Consider the following 17,501-nt stretch of genomic DNA (forward strand, 5'->3'; position numbering starts at 1 on the left):
GCGGGCACCACCACGCTCAACGTGACCGTGAGCAACGCGGCGGGAACGGCGGCCAGTGCTGAGCAGGTGATTACGGTCGACGCGCCCGTTACCCCTCCAGGCCCACCGACGATAACGGTGAATGACTTTGCCGGTGACAACGTCCTGGACAACAGCGAGAAGGCCAGCGATCAGCTGGTGTCCGGTACCACCAGCAACGTGGAGGCGGGCCAGACCGTTACCGTGACGCTGGGCGGCCAGACCTATACCACCACAGTTGGGCCGGACGGCAGCTGGAGCCTGAGCGTGCCGTCGGTAGCGCTTGCTGGGTTAGCGGCGGGTGCGGCCACCATCGACGCAAGTGTGACGAACACTGCAGGTAATAATGCGACAGACAGTCAGCCGTTTACCGTCGAAGCGCCAGCAGGTGCAGCAGGTACACTGGTTATCACGCAGCCGCTGGGCGGCGACGGTTTTATTAACGCTCAGGAAGCAGCTCAAGGATTGACCGTAAAAGGATCGGTCGCAGGGGTGGCCCAGGGGCAGCAGGTCGTTGTGAACTTTAATGGTGTCGATTACACCGGCACCGTTGATGCCAATGGACTCTGGTCCGTCATCATTCCGTCCGGTGCCTTTAGTGGCGTCAGTGATGGGGTGAAACAAATCACCATCAGCACCGTGGATGCCAATGGTAATCTGCTGTCCAACACCGCCGATATGACCCTGCAGGCCACTACGCTGCCTGCCATCTCGCTTGATAGCGGCTCGCTGAGTGACGGTATTCTCAATAATACCGAAAGCAGCAGCGATCAGGTATTAAGCGGCAATACTGGTGTCACCGGGGCTGGCCAGCAGGTACAGGTTCAGCTCGGCGGTAAAATCTATGACCTGCCAGTAAATAATGACGGAAGCTGGAGTGTGACCGTACCTGCGGCCGATCTGGCTGCACTGCCACAGGGCAATAATCCGCTTGTGGTAAGCGCGATCGATCAGGCCGGGAATGTGGTGACACAGACCAGCACGGTCAATGTCGATACGCAACCGCCTTCATTAGGTGTGGATCCCGTGGGCGGTGACAATACGCTCAGCGTAAGCGATCTGACCCAGCCGCTGATATTGAGCGGTACCGGGCAGAATGGCGATCAGGTCACGATGTCACTTAACGGCAGATTCTACCGCACGCTGGTCAGCACCAATGGACGCTGGTCATTGCGTATCGATCAGTCCGATTTGGCCGCGTTACCCTCGGGTAGAAATCCTTTTACAGTCACCATTACCAACGCCAATGGCAGTCAGACGACGTTCACCAGCGAACTGAACGTCGCAACGGCACCAGAAGTGCAGCCAACATTGAGTGTGAACAGCGGCACCTTTGCGGGTGATGGCGTGCTGGATGGTTCAGAACAAAAACTGCCACAAACGCTCACCGGTACCTCAACAAACGTAGAGGCCGGACAGCAAGTTAGCGTCACCATTAACGGTATAACCTATACCGGTACGGTAGAAGCAAGCGGTAACTGGAGCATCGTTATACCACCCGTAGCATTGGCAACGCTGGCTGAGGGCAGTCAGGCTCTGACCGTCACCGTGGTGAATGCCGCAGGTAATACCACCAGCACCGAACTGACCTTCCAGGTTGACGCAACAGGAAGCAGCGTTGCCCTGGCTCCGGCAGGAAACAACAATTATCTTAATGCCGATGACGTGGCCAGTGAGGTCGTGCTTAGCGGTAGCACCAGCAATATCCCGGCAGGCAGCATTGTTAACGTCACCGTTAACGGTAACAACTACACCGGTACGGTAGGCGCGGATGGCACCTGGACGGTGACGCTGCCGGCGGGCAGCCTCGTTGGCTTACCCAACGGCGCGCTTCCTGTTACCACCACCATTACCGATGCGGACGGCAATACGCTGGCAACCAGCACCTCGAATATCAACGTTGTGGCGACCGATGTACCGGTTGCGACACCGGGCGATGCGTTTGTCGATGGCGTACTGAACGGCAGTGAAGCGGCAGCGGGCGGTGCTATCACCGGCAACAGTGGCGTAACCGGGGAAGGCCAGCGCGTGGTGGTTACGCTCAATGGCGTCAACTACACCGGTATTGTCGATAACACCGGTAACTGGCAGGTGAACATTCCTTCAGCGGTGCTCTCAACACTGCCACAGGGATCGGTGCCTTATACGGTTACCCTTACCGACATTGCCGGCAACACCAGTAATGCCGCCGGCAGCGTGACGGTCGATACTTTACCGCCAGCCCTGACGGTAGCAACACCGTCTGGCGATGGTGTTCTTAATGCAGTTGAACTTCAGCAGCCCCTGGTCCTGAGCGGTAACAGCGAAGGTAATGCCGTTATCGTAGTCAACATTAACGGAACCACCGTCAGCACCACCGCCAATCCGGACGGGAGCTGGACGCTGGAAGTACCGGCTGCGGCACTGAGCGATCTGACCAACGGCAGCTATCCCCTGACCATCACTGCTACCGACACCGCGGGCAATATCACAACGGACACCAGCAGCCTGACGGTGAAAGCCGATGCGGCTTCATTACCCACGCTGACCCTGAACCCGTTTGCCGGTGACAATCTGGTTGACGGCGCTGAACGTCAGGTCAATCAGGAACTGTCGGGCACCACCACCAACGTGGAGGCGGGGCAGGTTGTGACGCTGACCGTGGGCAGTGACGTGTTTAGCGGTACCGTTCTGGCGGACGGATCGTGGCGCCTCACGGTTCCTGCTTCCGTTCTGTCGGCGCTGGCCGATGGTAGCGCCACCTATACAGTTGCCGTCAGCGATGCCGCAGGCAATACCACCTCGACGGATCTTGCGTTGACGGTCAACAGTAATGCTTCCGGTGTGGCGCTTGATACGATAAGCGGAGATAACTTCCTGAATGCCAACGAGGCGGGGGAACCGTTGATCATTACGGGAACCACCGTCAATGTGGCACCGGACAGCACTGTCACGCTGCAGTTTAATAATGTCACTTACACCGCCGTGGTCTCTGCTGGCGGTACATGGAGCGTGATCGTCCCACCATCCGCTCTGGCAGCCCTGACGGATGGCCCTGCGGCCTTAACCGTAACGACGACGGATACAACGGGCGCGGCGCTGAGCAGTTCAGCCACGCTCAATGTCGCGATTAACAATGTTCCCAACCCTGTGGTGATCACGGCCTTCGGCGACGGGATCCTGAATGCCACGGATATTTCCAGCGTACAGCAGCTTAGCGGAACGACCGGCGTAAGCGGTGTGGGCCAGACCGTGAGCGTTTCCCTGGGCGGCAATGTTTATACCGGTACGGTAGACGGAAATGGTAACTGGCGTGTGAGTCTTCCTGCCAATGCCTTAGCCGCACTGAATGAAGGCAGCACGGACTATACCGTCACGGTCACGGACGCGGCAGGGAACAGCCGCGAGGTAAGCGGTAACGTTAATGTTGACCTCACGCCACCGACCCTGACGCTTGATCCCGTCGCCGGGGACAATATCGTAGACGCCGCAGAAAGCACGGCGCCGATCGTCCTGAGCGGCAGCAGCGATGCGGGCGAGGGGCAGGTTGTGACCATCACCCTGAATAACCAGGTATGGAACACCACGGTAGGTGCTGACGGCAACTGGAGCTTTGCGCTGCCAGCGGGCGCCCTGGCAGACGTCGCAGCGGGCAGTTATACCCTGACGGTGAGCGTCAGCGATCCGGCGGGGAACCTTTCAACTGAAACCCGTGATATTACCGTGGCGACCGGTACATTAGCGATAAGCATTGATACGCCTTTTGCCGACAGCTACCTGGGTCAGATTGAGGCAGCCAGTGAACAAACGCTGACAGGCACGACAGGGCTGTCCGGCGCAGGCCAGATTGTGACCGTCACGCTAGGCGGTAATGACTATGCAGCCACGGTGGATGCTCAGGGCAACTGGACGGTCACGCTGAGTAGTACCGTCCTGCAGGCCTTGCCCGAAGGCTCAAATACGCTTGTCGTCATCGTTAGCGATGCGACAGGCAGCAGCGGCAGCCTGAGCAGCGCAATCACCGTTGACTTTACCCCACCGGAACTCAGCCTGAATCCTGTAACCGGTGATAATCAGATTAACTCACTGGAAATTCTGCAAAATATTTCCGTTTCAGGTACAGCATCGCTGGCCGATGCAGGGCAAACGGTGACGGTGACGCTTCAGGGCGAAACCTATCAAACCCTTGTCTTGATTGACGGTACCTGGGTTCTTGAGATACCCGCCAGCGTCATGCAGGGCTTGCCGGATGGCCCTTACTCACTGGACGTCACGCTGACCGATGCCGCAGGCAACCAGACCACGCTCACCCAGACCCTGACGCGCGTCGCAGACAGCGCGTCGCTTCCGGTACTGACCCTCGATGCCATCAGCGGGGATAATTACCTTAACCAGGGCGAAGCGGCTGCGGACTTAACCATCAGCGGCGGCAGTACGAATTTGACCGCTGGTCAGGTGATCACCGTTTCGCTCAACGGGCAAAGCTACACTGGAGAAGTGCAGGCAGATGGCCGCTGGACGGTGACCATTCCACAGGCTGACGTCAGTGCCTTACCGGACGGTCCTCAGAGCGTGGTGGTGAGTGCCACCGACAGCGCAGGCAACCCGACCAGCAGCGATGCGATCCTTAATGTTATTGCCAGTGGCGCGGCGCTGCCGACCCTGAGCGTGGATGTGGTCGCCAGTGATGACATTATCAACGCCATTGAAGCCGGAGCGGATCTGGATGTCAGCGGCAGCAGTACGCAACTGGCAGAGGGAACGGTAGTGACCGTCACGCTGAACAACGTCGGCTACACCGGCACCGTTGACGCGGCGGGTAACTGGACGGTCTCAGTGCCGTCTTCGGCTCTGAGTGGTCTGCCTTCCGGCTCGCAACAGACCTTTGTCGTCACGGCAAATGACGTGGCAGGTAATACCGCCCTGACTAACCACAATGTCGCGATTGACACGACATTACCGGTATTGAGTGATATCAGCCTGAGTGCAGGCACATCGCTTAATCTGGCCGAGTCGCTGCAGGATCTGACCGTGAATGGCAACAGCGATCCGGGCGCGCAGATCACCGTCGTCCTGAACCAAATAACCTACACCACCAGTGCAGATGAGAATGGTGTCTGGTCACTGGCAATCCCCGCCGCGGATTTGCAGCAGCTCAATGACGGGCTCCAGACGCTGACGATTACCGCAACGGACGCCAGCGGCAATGTCACTACCAACACCAGCACCACGCTGGATGTGGCCTTCCGCACACTGCCGGAGCTGACGCTGGATACGCCGTTTGGTGATGGCATTGTCAGTCAGGCCGATGCTGCCGGTGAACTCACCCTGAGCGGCAGTGCGACTAATCTGCCAGAGGGCAGCCCGATCACGGTGACGATCGGCGATCAGCCGTTTAATACGACCGTTGGTGCCAACGGTGCATGGACCTTAACGCTGGCGCCGGGCGCGCTCGATGCCTTACCCGATGGCCTGACCCAGGTGGTGGTGACGGCCAACGATGCGGCAGGCAACCCGGCTGAAGTCAGCGCAGGCATTGAGATTCTGGTGACCGTACCGGCCGATCCGACCATAGCCGCCACGTTGTTTGGCGATAATGTGATTAATACCACTGAAGCCGCCTCCGTGCAGCTGATTACCGGCACCACGCCGTTTGGCGATGGACAAACCGTCAGCGTCAGCGTAGACGGCACGCCACTAACCGTCTCTGTCGATGCGAACGGTAACTGGAGCGCCAGCCTGCCGCCCGATGTGATTGCCGGTCTGGCAGACGGAACGCACACGATCAGCGTGATCACCACTGACCGGGCCGGTAATACTTCTGTTGCCGTTACGCAAGACTTTACGACGGCCACGGCACCTATCCCCGAACCGACGCTGAACACGCCATTTGGTGATGGCCGTATCAACGCGATAGAGGCGCAGGCAGATGGCACCCTGAGCGGCAATCTGAATATTGATAATGCCGCCTCCGTTACGGTAACCGTCAACGGTACGGCCTATGCCGCCACGCTCAACGGTGATGGCACCTGGTCCCTGGCTCTGCCATCGGCATTACTGCAGACGCTGCCAGACGGTAACTGGCCCGTTGCGGTAACCATGACGGACACCAACGGCAATACGGCCACGATAAACAGCAACATTGTGGTAGCAATACAAACCCTGCCGGATGTCAGCCTGACTCTGCCGTTCGGTGACGGAGCACTGAATGCGGCTGAAGCGGCACAAGACCAGACGCTGACCGGCTCGACAGGTATCAGCGGCGAGGGCCAGACAGTAACGGTGACCATCAGCGGCTTTAATAACGATTTGCCACTGAATGCAACCGTTCTGCCGGACGGAAGCTGGTCACTGGTCCTGACGCCGGCGCAGATGGCGCAGATCCCCAACGGCAGTCATGTTATTACCGTCAACGCCACGGATATTGCCGGCAACACTGACAGCACTACGCTCAATGTGGTCACCGCTGTCATCGTTCCCGTGCCCACCTTTACTGACCTGCAGTTTGGTGGCGATAACGTGCTGAACATCAGCGAGGCCGCTGCTGGCGTAACGCTGACCGGGACGACCGGTAGCCTCGGTGCAAACCAGGCGGCAAGTATCAGCGTGGATCTGGATGGAATACGCTATCCGGGTACCGTTGATGCGAATGGTAACTGGAGCGTCACGATCCCACCTAATGCGTTGAATACCATCGGAAGTGGCCCGCACAGCGTGACGGTGAATGTGGTGGATGCAACGGGTAATCCGGCTACGGCACAGTTTGACTTTACCGCCGATCTGACACCGCCAGCTCCGAGCGTGGATCCGCTGCCACGCAACGGCTATGTCAACGCCACTGACGTCGAGAACGGTATCACGCTGACGGGCAATACCGGTGAAACCGGCGCTGGGCAACAGGTTGTGGTGACTATCGGCACCACCGATTTCACTGCCCAGATAGCGGCGGATGGAAGCTGGACATTGCCGTTGAGTAACGCGCAACTGAGCGCCTTAACCGATGGCACCTATTCGTTAGCCATAACCGTCACCGATCCTGCCGGTAACAGTACGACGCTCAACGAATCCCTGGTAATCGACACAACAGCGCCAACGATCACCGGCGTGACGTTTGCAGGTGATGATGGGCTGGATTATGCCGAGAGTATTCAGCCTCAGGTGTTAAGCGGCATCGCTAACGGTGCGGAGACCGGGTCACAGTTAACTGTCTCCTATAACGGCACGCTGTTAGGTACGGCGGTTGTCGGTGCCAACGGCGCCTGGAGTCTGACCCTGACGCCAGAACAAATGAGCACCTTCGTCGCACCGGATACCACGTTAACGCTTGCCGTCAGCGACCTGGCGGGCAACCCGGTCACGCAGGATCTGACGGTGCCGGTTGATCTTACACCCCCACCAGGACCGCTGGTCACGCTGGGCACCGTATCGGGTGATAACATCATCAGCACGGTCGATCAGCAGGCAGGTGGCGTCGTGGTGAGTGGAACGTCACAAAATCTCGGTGCCACCGGTGTCGTTACCGTCGTGATCAACGGCGTGGACTACAGCACGACGATTGATGCTAACGGCAACTGGACGACGGCAACCTTACCGGTCAGTGATTTTGGCAGCACTGATGGCCCGGTCACGATTACCGTCAATGCCACCGACGGAACGGATACCGTGACCACCAGCGGCACCGTTCAGATCGATCTGACGGCACCGGTACTGACGATTAACAGCTTCACGGGTGACGATGTGGTTAACGCCAGTGAAAGTTCAACGCGTCAGACCATTAGCGGTACGGCGGACACCAGCGAAACGGGACGTACGGTAACGGTTACCCTAAATGGCAAAACCTACACGGGGATCGTGCAGGGCGACGGCACCTGGTCTACCAGCGTGCCAGCCAGTGATATGCAGGCGTTGGCCAACGGTGAAACGACCATTAATGCGCAGTTGACCGATGCCGCCGGCAACGTGGGCAGTGCCAGCCGCACCATTAACGTCGATACCGCAGCACCACTGATTGAGATTGACGCCTTCCTCGGCGATAACCTGATTAACGCCGCCGATGTTGCTGTCGGGCAGGTATTAACGGGCCGGACAACCGGTGCGGAAGAGGGACAAACCATTTCCCTGTACGTGGGCGATGGCGCCCCTGTCGCCACCGGGATCATTGGCGCTAACGGCGTCTGGAGCATTGACCTCACGCCGCAGGTGCTGTCCAGCCTCAACGACGGTGCGCTGGTCTTTGGCGTGCGCGTCAACGATCAGGCTGGCAACCAGACGGATGCCACGATTACCGTGAACAAAGTGGTCAATGCCGCCTTGACGCTGGTAGTGGATTCTGTCTTTGGTGACGGCACGCTGAGCGCGATCGACACCACGATTGCCCAGACCATTACCGGTACGGCGACCTCTGCAGGCGTAGGCGCAACTGTCGCGGTCACGATCGGCGGCACTACCCTGACCAGCGCCGTGGGCCAGGACGGGAAGTGGGCGATTGTTGTTCCCCCCAGTGTTCTCGGCCTGCTGAGCGACGGTGAACTGGCCCTGAACGTGACGTTAACCGATGCAGCAGGCAACAGCCGCAGCGTGGGTGAAACGGTCAATGCCATCGTGAATGCCGTACCTGTCGTGGATAACCTGACCGGTCTGTTTGGCGGCGATAATCTGCTGAATATTGCCGAGGCCGCGGTTGATCAACAGATTGGCGGGATTATCGAGAACGCGGCAGTGGGCTCACGCGTGACCGTTATCCTGGGGACGAAGATGTATAACACCACGGTGCAGGCCGGGGGTAACTGGAGCGTGACGCTGCCGTCCGGCGATCTCTCTTCCTTACTTAATGGCAATCTGACGCTGGGCGTGACTGTCACCGATGCCGTCGGTAACGTAGCCAGCAATAGCGCAACCATTGGTATCTTCACACAAACGCCGACCATCAGCCTGACGTCACTGTTTGGGGATGGCGTGCTTAACCTGGTTGATATTGCCACCAGCCAGACCATCAGCGGCGTGGTGAATAACGTTGCTGCCGGTTCGGTGGTCACGCTGAACGTGGGGAACAGCCAGGTCACGGCAACGGTCGGCAGCAACGGCACGTTCACCGCCACGGTTGCGCCGGATATTTTGAGTACTCTGACGCAGGGAAATCTCACGATTGGCGCCACGGTCACCGATCAGGCCGGTAACACCGCCTCTACCAGCGCCGGTATTCGCGTCGATACCATCGCGCCTACCCTCACGATCAGTCCGCTGTTTGGCGATGGCCTGTTAAATGCCGCGGATGCGTTACTGGGCCAGACCATTGGCGGCGTGGTGAACGGTGCAGAGGCCGGTTCCCGTGTCGTAGTGACGATTGGCGGCCAGCAAATCGTGACGGCAACGGACGCCAGCGGGAACTTTGCTGTGTCACTGACGCCAAGGCTGCTCCAGGGTCTGACGGACGGTACGCTGACGGTCGGCGTCAGCGTCACGGATGCGGCAGGGAATACGACCAGTAGCACGGCGTCGGCCACGGTAGGGATTAATACCTTACCTAAAGTCACGCTCAACCCACTGTTTGGTGACGGCATTTTGAATATTGCCGAGTCGCTGGTCACCCAGACCATCAGCGGTACCGCCACCGGCGTAGCCGCAGGCAGTACCGTCAGGCTGGCGATTGGTAATACCACGGCAACGGCGATCGTTAACAACGACGGCACCTTCTCGGCCACGGTTTCCCCCGCCATTCTGGCTACGCTGCTCGGCGGTAACTTTACCGTGAGTGCCTCGGTTACCGACGCCGTAGGTAACACCACCTCCACCAGCGGCGGTGTGCAGCTGGGGCTGACTCAACCCACCCTGACGGTCAATACCGTGTTTGGTGACGGCATCCTCAGCGCTGCGGACCTGGCCTCTAACCAGACCATCAGCGGGACATCGAATCTGGCTGCCGGGGCGACGGTCAGTGCTACGCTCAACGGCATTACCTATTCAACGAAAGTGATCAGCGGTGGCAACTGGACAATCAGCGTGCCAAAAGGTGATTTAACCGGTATCAGCGATGGCCTTAAAGCGGTTGCGGTGACTGCCACAGATGTGAATGGTAACACCGTGACAGGCAGCGGCAGCCTGACCGTCATCAGTAATACCCCACCCGCCGTAACCATTACTTCGCTGTTTGGTGATAACGCATTAAGCGTGGCTGATGTGAAAACCACCCAGACGATTAGCGGTACGGCGACCAATGCGGAAGGGTCGCTGGTGCAGGTGACGATTGGCGGCCAGACCTTTACTACCACGGTCAGCAGCAACGGCAACTGGAGCCTTCCGGTTTCGGCCTCTAATCTCGCGGCGATCGCGGATGGACTCTATACCGTCACGGCAAGCGTGACGAATGGCGTGGGCAACAGCGGTAATGCCTCGGCTTCGCTGGGCGTTGCCAGCCGGACCACGCCAACGGCGGGCATCAACAGCTACTTTGGTGGGGATGGTTATCTGAATATTGCCGAGGCGAATGTTGCAGAAACCATTAGCGGTACGAGCAGTAACGCGATTGGGGGACGGGTTTCCGTCAACGTGGCGGGCAACATTTTCACCACGACGATTGGCAGTAACGGTGCCTGGAGTATCAGTGTGCCGTCAGCCACCCTGAAAGGCATTGCGGATGGCAGCCATTCTGTAGCCGTTACCATCACCGACGTGGGCGGTAACAGCACCACAGCCACCAGCAGCTTCACGGCGCTGTCGCACAATCAGCCGCTTCTGGGCGTCGATCCTGTGCTGAGTGTGGTGTCATCGCTGATCAACGGGCTGACGGTGCAGGGGGGCTCTCTGAATGCGGCTCAGGGGTCAAAAGTCAGCGTTACGCTGCTGCTGGCTAACGGCAGCAATGGGCCGACGATTAACACCACCACGGATGCGCTCGGACGCTACGCGGCTAACTTCAGCCCCGCGCTGTTATCGGTTGGGGGACTGCTGCTGTCGCTCAATACGCTGGCGAAGGTCACGATTACGGATGTGGCGGGCAACAGCTACACCACGACCAATACGCTATTGTTAGGCGCTTTGTTGCCGGTTACCACGGCGTCAACGACCGAGTCCGTTGCGCTGTTCTCACTGGTGGACGACAGTGCAACCGCGGCGGGCCATGATACGCAGCACAACACGCAGTCCACTGAAGAGGCAACGCCGACGGTGCACGTGGCTTCAACGCTGACCACCGAAGCCGATGTGGCCGCGCCGGTCAATGCGTCGGAGGACAATACCGGAGTCGCGGCGGCGGCAGTCGCTGACACGGCAGCCGTAACAGACACGCCTGTTGACGAAAGTTACAGCATTGGCGGGGTGGTCATTACGCTGGCAGATGGCAGCATCGTGGAAGGCGCATCGGTAAATGGGAGTAGTGGTGCCGACACGGTTGTGGTCAGCGATCTGAACTTCAGCCATATCGATGGCGGTGCAGGAACCGATACGCTGGTGCTGAACGGCGATCATCTGACGTTGGATCTGACCGATCTTGGTCTGAAAGTGGAAAACATTGAAGTGCTCGATCTCGGTCAGAGCGGCACGAACGCTGTGAAGCTGGATCTCAACGAGGCGCTGAATATCACTGACCAACAAAGCGATGACCTGGTGATTAAAGGGGCTGACGGTAGCCTTGTCACGCTGGTCAATGGCCAGGGGGGCACGTGGGAAATCAGTGGCGAACGCATGGTGAATGGTCAGTCCTACGAGGTCTACCATAACTCGGCGCTCACCAATGACAACACGTTGGGCGATGTTCTGATTCAACACAATCTGCAGGTACACATCGTTTAACATACGATATTCACGTTAAGCACTTACCCACAGCAGCGGTTGCGCAAGCTTCCGCTGCTTTTTTTCTGCAACGTGGCTTTCAACATTCCGCCACTCTTCCTGGCAACATGTCAGCATGGGGTAAGCACGCCGTGAGGGCATCCGGCCACTAACGGATAGATGAAACAGGCCGTTTTATCTTGACTTCGGGTAACGCTGTACCGACCCAGAGTAACGGGCAGATTAACGCCGGTTCGACAGGAAGCGTAATCGTCGCCTTTTGATGCCGCCTTGCCTGACAACCGCTTCATTAATAACAATCACGAGACCTTCCAGGACCTGAGAGTGCAGCGTTCCGACTGACGGCCGCTCGTGACTCAATGGTAAGAAATATGACTTTTTAAAATCGATGTCGTTAATTTTATCTTAAGTAGTGGCAGGGAATGGTGTCTGTTTAAAAAATCGCCTTTCAGTAAATATATTTGATAATTGGTGATTTTTAACATGACCACTTTCTCTGTATGTACTATTAATAGTAAATCGCGCTTAGCGGTCTTTACTGAACGCATTAAATAAATTAACAATAAAATGCGTGATGCTTATCGTGCCCTTGCTTTTTTTACATACTGAAATCACCAGGACGTCATCGAATGATCATAAGAAAACCTGTTGGTATGAATAATGAACAAAGCGCGTTTAGCCCTGTTTTTTTACGCCCTGAATGGCCTGGTCCTGCCCGCGGCATTTGCCGCCCCCTTACCGAAAGCGGAGTTCAACTGGCGCGCAGCACCCAGCGAAGAGCAGGTCGCCATTTTGACCCTGCGGGAAGCCATCCTTCGAGCCTTCGCACGCAACCCAAAAATTTCCGAGGCGGCGGCGCAGATTCATATTGGTGAAGGCGATCTGAGTGCCGCGCAAAGCGCCTGGTATCCCCAGATATCGCTTCAGGGGGCCGCGGGGCGCTCACACCAAACCGACTCATCTGGCAGTCTGAATAACAATGGGTCCGGCGGAATCACCCTCAGCCAGCTGTTATATGACTTTGGCCGCACTAACGGTGCCATTGACGAGCAGCATGCCCTGTCAGATGCCTACCGCTTCGGGTTATTTGACGCCATGACGCAGGTGGCTAAAGAGGCCTTACAGTCTTATCTGGAAGTCAAACGTTATCAGGCACTCGCCGCCACGGCACAGACGAATATCGCCTCGCTGGAGCACGTACGTGACATTGCCAAAATGCGTGCAGATGCCGGGCTCAACTCTCAGTCAGATGTGCTGCAGGCCGAAACCCGTATCGCCGCCATGCATGCCACGCGTGAACAGTATCTGGCCCAACTGCGTTCTGCCAACGCGCAGCTTACCGTCCTGACTGGCGTGGTGCCTGCCACACTGCCTGAGCTGCCCCAGGCGCTGTTACAACAGCAAATTACCCTGGACAAAATCGCCTATGAAAACAGCGCATCGGTGCGCAGTGCGCAATACAAACAGGAAGCCGCCCGCGAACGGGTCCGTCAGGCGCAATCGGGTCACTGGCCCAGCATCAAGGTTCAGGCTGGCCGGACGCGTTACGAAAACGATACCCGCTCATACTGGGACGATGAAGTCCAGCTTCAGGTAGAAGCGCCGCTCTATCAGGGCGGTCTCGTCAATGCCAAAACCCAGTCAGCGGAGGGCGATCGGCTGGCCGCCCAGGCTGCGGTACAGCAAGCCAAACTCACGATTAATCAAAACGCCTCCACATCTTACGCCGATATGATCGGTGCTCAGCAGCGTCAACTGGCGGGAGAGGCGCAGTTAGCCAGCGCTGAACATACGCGCAACGTGTATGCCGATGAGTACCGGCTCAGTAAACGCAGCCTGAACGATCTGCTTAGCGTTGAGCAGGACGTGTTTCAGGCCGACAGCGCGCGAATCACTGCGCTTTATGACGGGTGGGATGCCACTGTCCGTTACGCCGCTGCCGTCGATAACCTGCTCGACATCATGGGTATCGATCGTCAAAAAAACAGTGGTGATCTTCTTCCTTCTTTGCAATAGCCAACCCGTTTTAAAAGGCGCGAACAATGAGTGCACAAAACCCGACGACCGATAACTGGATTGCTGCGATGTTGCGCGTGGCGGCACGCTTCGGTAAGCCTGCAGAGGGCAAAACGCTTCGCCAGCAAATGCGCTGGTTTGAACACCTGCCGGTGGCGCAGCAGCGGGATCGCCTGTGCGGGCTGCTGGGTCTCCATTTAACCATGGTGCCGCAGAACCAATTGCGCTGGCGGCAGGACATCACGCCCGTGGTGCTGGTGATGGAAAATAACAGCATCGCCGTGCTGGAAGAAATCGATGGCGAGGGCGGGGCGCGCTACTGGCTTAGTGAAGGCGGCGATGTCATTCGGGAAGGCGAGCTGGCAAGCCTGCTCTCCAGAGCGCAGGGGGACATTGGCGTGATTGGCGTGGCCGCGCGCGGAAGAGATGCCCGCATTGATGAATTCGTGCAGCCCTATGAACCACACTGGTTCTGGAAAAACTTTCGCGGCATGGGCCGGCGAATCGGCGAAATATCTCTGGCATCGGTAATCAGTAACGTCCTGGCTCTCGCCGGTATTCTTTTCTCAATGCAGGTGTACGACAGGGTTATCCCGGCGCAGTCCGAGGCGACGTTGTGGGTGCTGTTTGTCGGCGTGCTCATTGCCGCCGCCATTGAATATCTGATTCGCCTGATGCGAACGCAGGTTTCTGACCTGATGGGGAAACGCATCGATCTGAAAGTGTCCGCCATGCTGTTTGCCCGGGCGATGAATATTCGCAATGAGTCACGGCCTAAATCCACGGGCTCTTTCATCTCCCAGCTGCGTGAAATCGATCAGGTTCGTGAGTTACTGACCTCAACCACCGTCGGCGCTGCCGCAGACTTACCCTTTGTCATTCTGTTCCTGTTTATCATGTCGTTTATCGGCGGCTGGCTGGTGCTGATTCCGCTGGCTGCTATTCCGCTCATTATTATTCCGGGGATGTTAGTGCAGTTCCCTATGGCGCGTCTGGCAAAAGCCGGGCTGCGCGAAGGCGCGCTGCGGAATGCCGTGCTGGTCGAGACGATAGAAGGCATTGAGGATATCAAAGCGCTGCAGGCCGAGCCTTACTTTCAACGCCAGTGGGAGCAAACCCACGAGGTCAGCGCCTCGATTGGCAATCAGCAACGTCTGTGGGGCGCCAGGCTGACCGGCTGGGCCTCCACCGTGCAGCAACTGACCTACGCGGGCATGCTGGTGTTCGGGGTTTATCTGGTACTGGATTCACAAATCACCACCGGTACGCTGGTGGCCTGCAGCCTGCTCTCTTCGCGCACCATCGCGCCACTCATGCAGCTGACCATGGTGTTTTCTCGTTGGCAGCACGCCAAAACCGCGATGAAAGGGCTGGATGAGCTGCTAAAAAAACCGCTCGATAAACCCGAGTCGGCCACCATGGCGCACTGTCCGACCCTGACCGGCCACTTTGAACTGCGCAACGTGCACTATACCTACGACGAAGAGAACGAAAAAAACGTGCTCAACGTGCAGCAGTTGAACATTAAGCCTGGAGAGAAAATAGCCATTCTGGGGAAGGTGGGCGCGGGCAAATCGACCCTGTTAAAAATACTGGCGGGCCAGGCGCAGGCCAGCCAGGGAAAAGTGCTGGTGGACGGCGTGGATATGGCACATATCGATCCGACCGATTTGCGCCGCCAGCTTGGCTGGCTGTCCCATGATTCGCGGCTGTTTTTTGGCACGCTCAGGCAGAATCTGCTGCTCGGCAATCCCCACGCCAGCGAACAGGAAATGCTGCAGGCGTTACGGATTAGTGGCGCGCTGTCGCTGGTCCAGCAGGATGCGGCCAGTCTGGATCGCGTGATCAATGAAGGGGGGCGAGGGCTGTCAGGTGGACAGCGGCAGATGATCATGCTCAGTCGAATGATCCTGCGCCAGCCGCAGGTGGTGCTGCTGGATGAGCCAACGGCCGCCATGGATGAGCAGCTTGAAGAGCATGTCATCCGTCAAATGCAGGGCTGGATCAGTGGGCGCACGTTGATTCTGGTGACGCATCGCCCCGCGCTGCTGAAGATGGTCGATCGCATTGTCGTGATGGATAACGGGCGCATTATTGCCGACGGTGCGAAAGAGCAGATATTGCGGCGCGCCACTCAGAACGTCCCGGAAGCGACACAGGGAGGTGCGGTATGAGTGTGATCATCGATAAAGACCTTGCCAGACACGAGCGGCGCACCTCCGCGATCATCTGGTTGTGTACGGCGGCGCTGGCCTTTTTCCTGATCTGGGCGCACTTTGCCATTCTTGATGAGGTAACCGTCGGGACCGGTAAGGTTACGCCATCTACGCGCGCCCAGGTCATTGACAGCCTGGACGGTGGCATCGTTAAGCAGCTCAACGTGCACGAGGGCGATATTGTAGAAAAGGGCCAGATACTGGCCACGCTGGATCCAACCCGGTTTCAGTCCAACTTTGGTGAAGTACAGGCCAGAGTTCGTACGCTGCGTGCTTCATCGGAACGGCTCAATGCTGAACTGTCGGGGATTCCACTTAAATTCAGTGCTGAGACGCAAAAAGAGCCGCAGCTGGTGGCGCGTGAGAGACAGCTGTATGAATCGCGTCGGCGTAACCTCACCGAGACCATCAACAACCTGCAACAGTCTTTGCGGCTGGTACAGGATGAGCTGCGGTTAACTGAACCGCTGGTGGCAAAAGGCGCGGCGGGGCAGGTTGAAGTGATTCGCCTGCGCCGGCAGGTCAGCGATCTGCGTGGAAAAATCGACGAGGCGCGTAACGACTATCTGGTCCGCGCTCATGAGGAGCAGGTGAAAAACAATGCTGAACTCGATGCCCAGCTACAGGTAGCCGCAGGCAAAGAGGATCAGCTGACGCGCGCCACGCTCTATTCACCCGTGCGCGGCATTGTTAAAGATATTCAGGTCACCACGGTAGGTGGTGTGCTCGAACCCGGCGGAAAAATGATGGAAATCGTCCCCCTGGAAGATCAGTTACTGATTGAAACCCGTATCAATCCCCGTGATATCGCCTATATCCGGCCCGGACTGGCAGCCGTGGTGAAAGTCACAGCCTATGACTCATCCATTTACGGGGATTTAACCGGCGTGGTGGAAACCGTTTCGCCTGATACCTTGCAGGATGAAGTTAAGCGCGACCAGTATTACTACCGGGTTTATGTGCGTACGCAAAAAGCAGAACTCACCAACAGGGCTGGACGACGCTTTCCTATCGTACCGGGCATGGTGGCGAATGTGGAGATCAAAACGGGGCAGAAATCTGTCATGGACTATTTGCTTAAGCCGTTGAATAAAGTCAAAGAATCGATGCGTGAACGCTAATATAGCCCACGTTTTCTGACGTCACGTATTTTAGTTACGCTGCGTGATAAATTAGCCGCTGAAGTTTACCTGCTGAGGCGGTATATTTCGCGAAATAAACCCATAAATACGGTGAAGAATCCCGCAGCTATCCCGGCTATTCAACTCTCTAAGACAATACAGACAACGTTCAGGCAAAAAAAAGCCGGGCAATAAGCCCGGCGATATATAAGGGTAAAAAAAAATCATTCGGGGTGAATGAAGATAAGAAATAAATGATGATAGCGGGAGTAAGTATATTGGCTGGCGAATAATAATTTTTACCATTGAGTGCTTAGGATTATTCCCACTAAAATCATTCGGATAGCTATTATTTTCAACGCGG

Annotated in this window: 4 protein-coding genes; all 4 read left to right on the forward strand. The window is 57.3% G+C overall.

The features are described from left to right. Positions 1-11,784, forward strand: an 11,784-nt coding sequence (locus QLG08_RS01460; protein ID WP_282472784.1) for an Ig-like domain-containing protein, incomplete at its 5' end; no start/stop codon positions are given. A gap of 660 nt (positions 11,785-12,444) precedes the next feature. Beyond that, positions 12,445-13,800, forward strand: a complete 1,356-nt coding sequence (locus tag QLG08_RS01465) for a TolC family outer membrane protein (protein WP_013026484.1) — start codon at positions 12,445-12,447, stop codon at positions 13,798-13,800. A gap of 26 nt (positions 13,801-13,826) precedes the next feature. Further along, entirely contained in the window at positions 13,827-15,974 is a 2,148-nt protein-coding gene (locus tag QLG08_RS01470) for a type I secretion system permease/ATPase (RefSeq protein ID WP_014594152.1), read from the forward strand. Continuing rightward, complete coding sequence (locus QLG08_RS01475) at positions 15,971-17,137, forward strand: HlyD family efflux transporter periplasmic adaptor subunit (protein ID WP_014594151.1); 1,167 nt, start codon at positions 15,971-15,973, stop codon at positions 17,135-17,137. Before QLG08_RS01470 ends, QLG08_RS01475 begins: the two co-directional genes overlap by 4 nt. The last annotated feature ends 364 nt before the right edge of the window (positions 17,138-17,501 follow it).

It is taken from the genome of Pantoea sp. V106_11 (assembly GCF_029967885.1).
In the GTDB taxonomy this organism is placed as follows: domain Bacteria; phylum Pseudomonadota; class Gammaproteobacteria; order Enterobacterales; family Enterobacteriaceae; genus Pantoea; species Pantoea ananatis.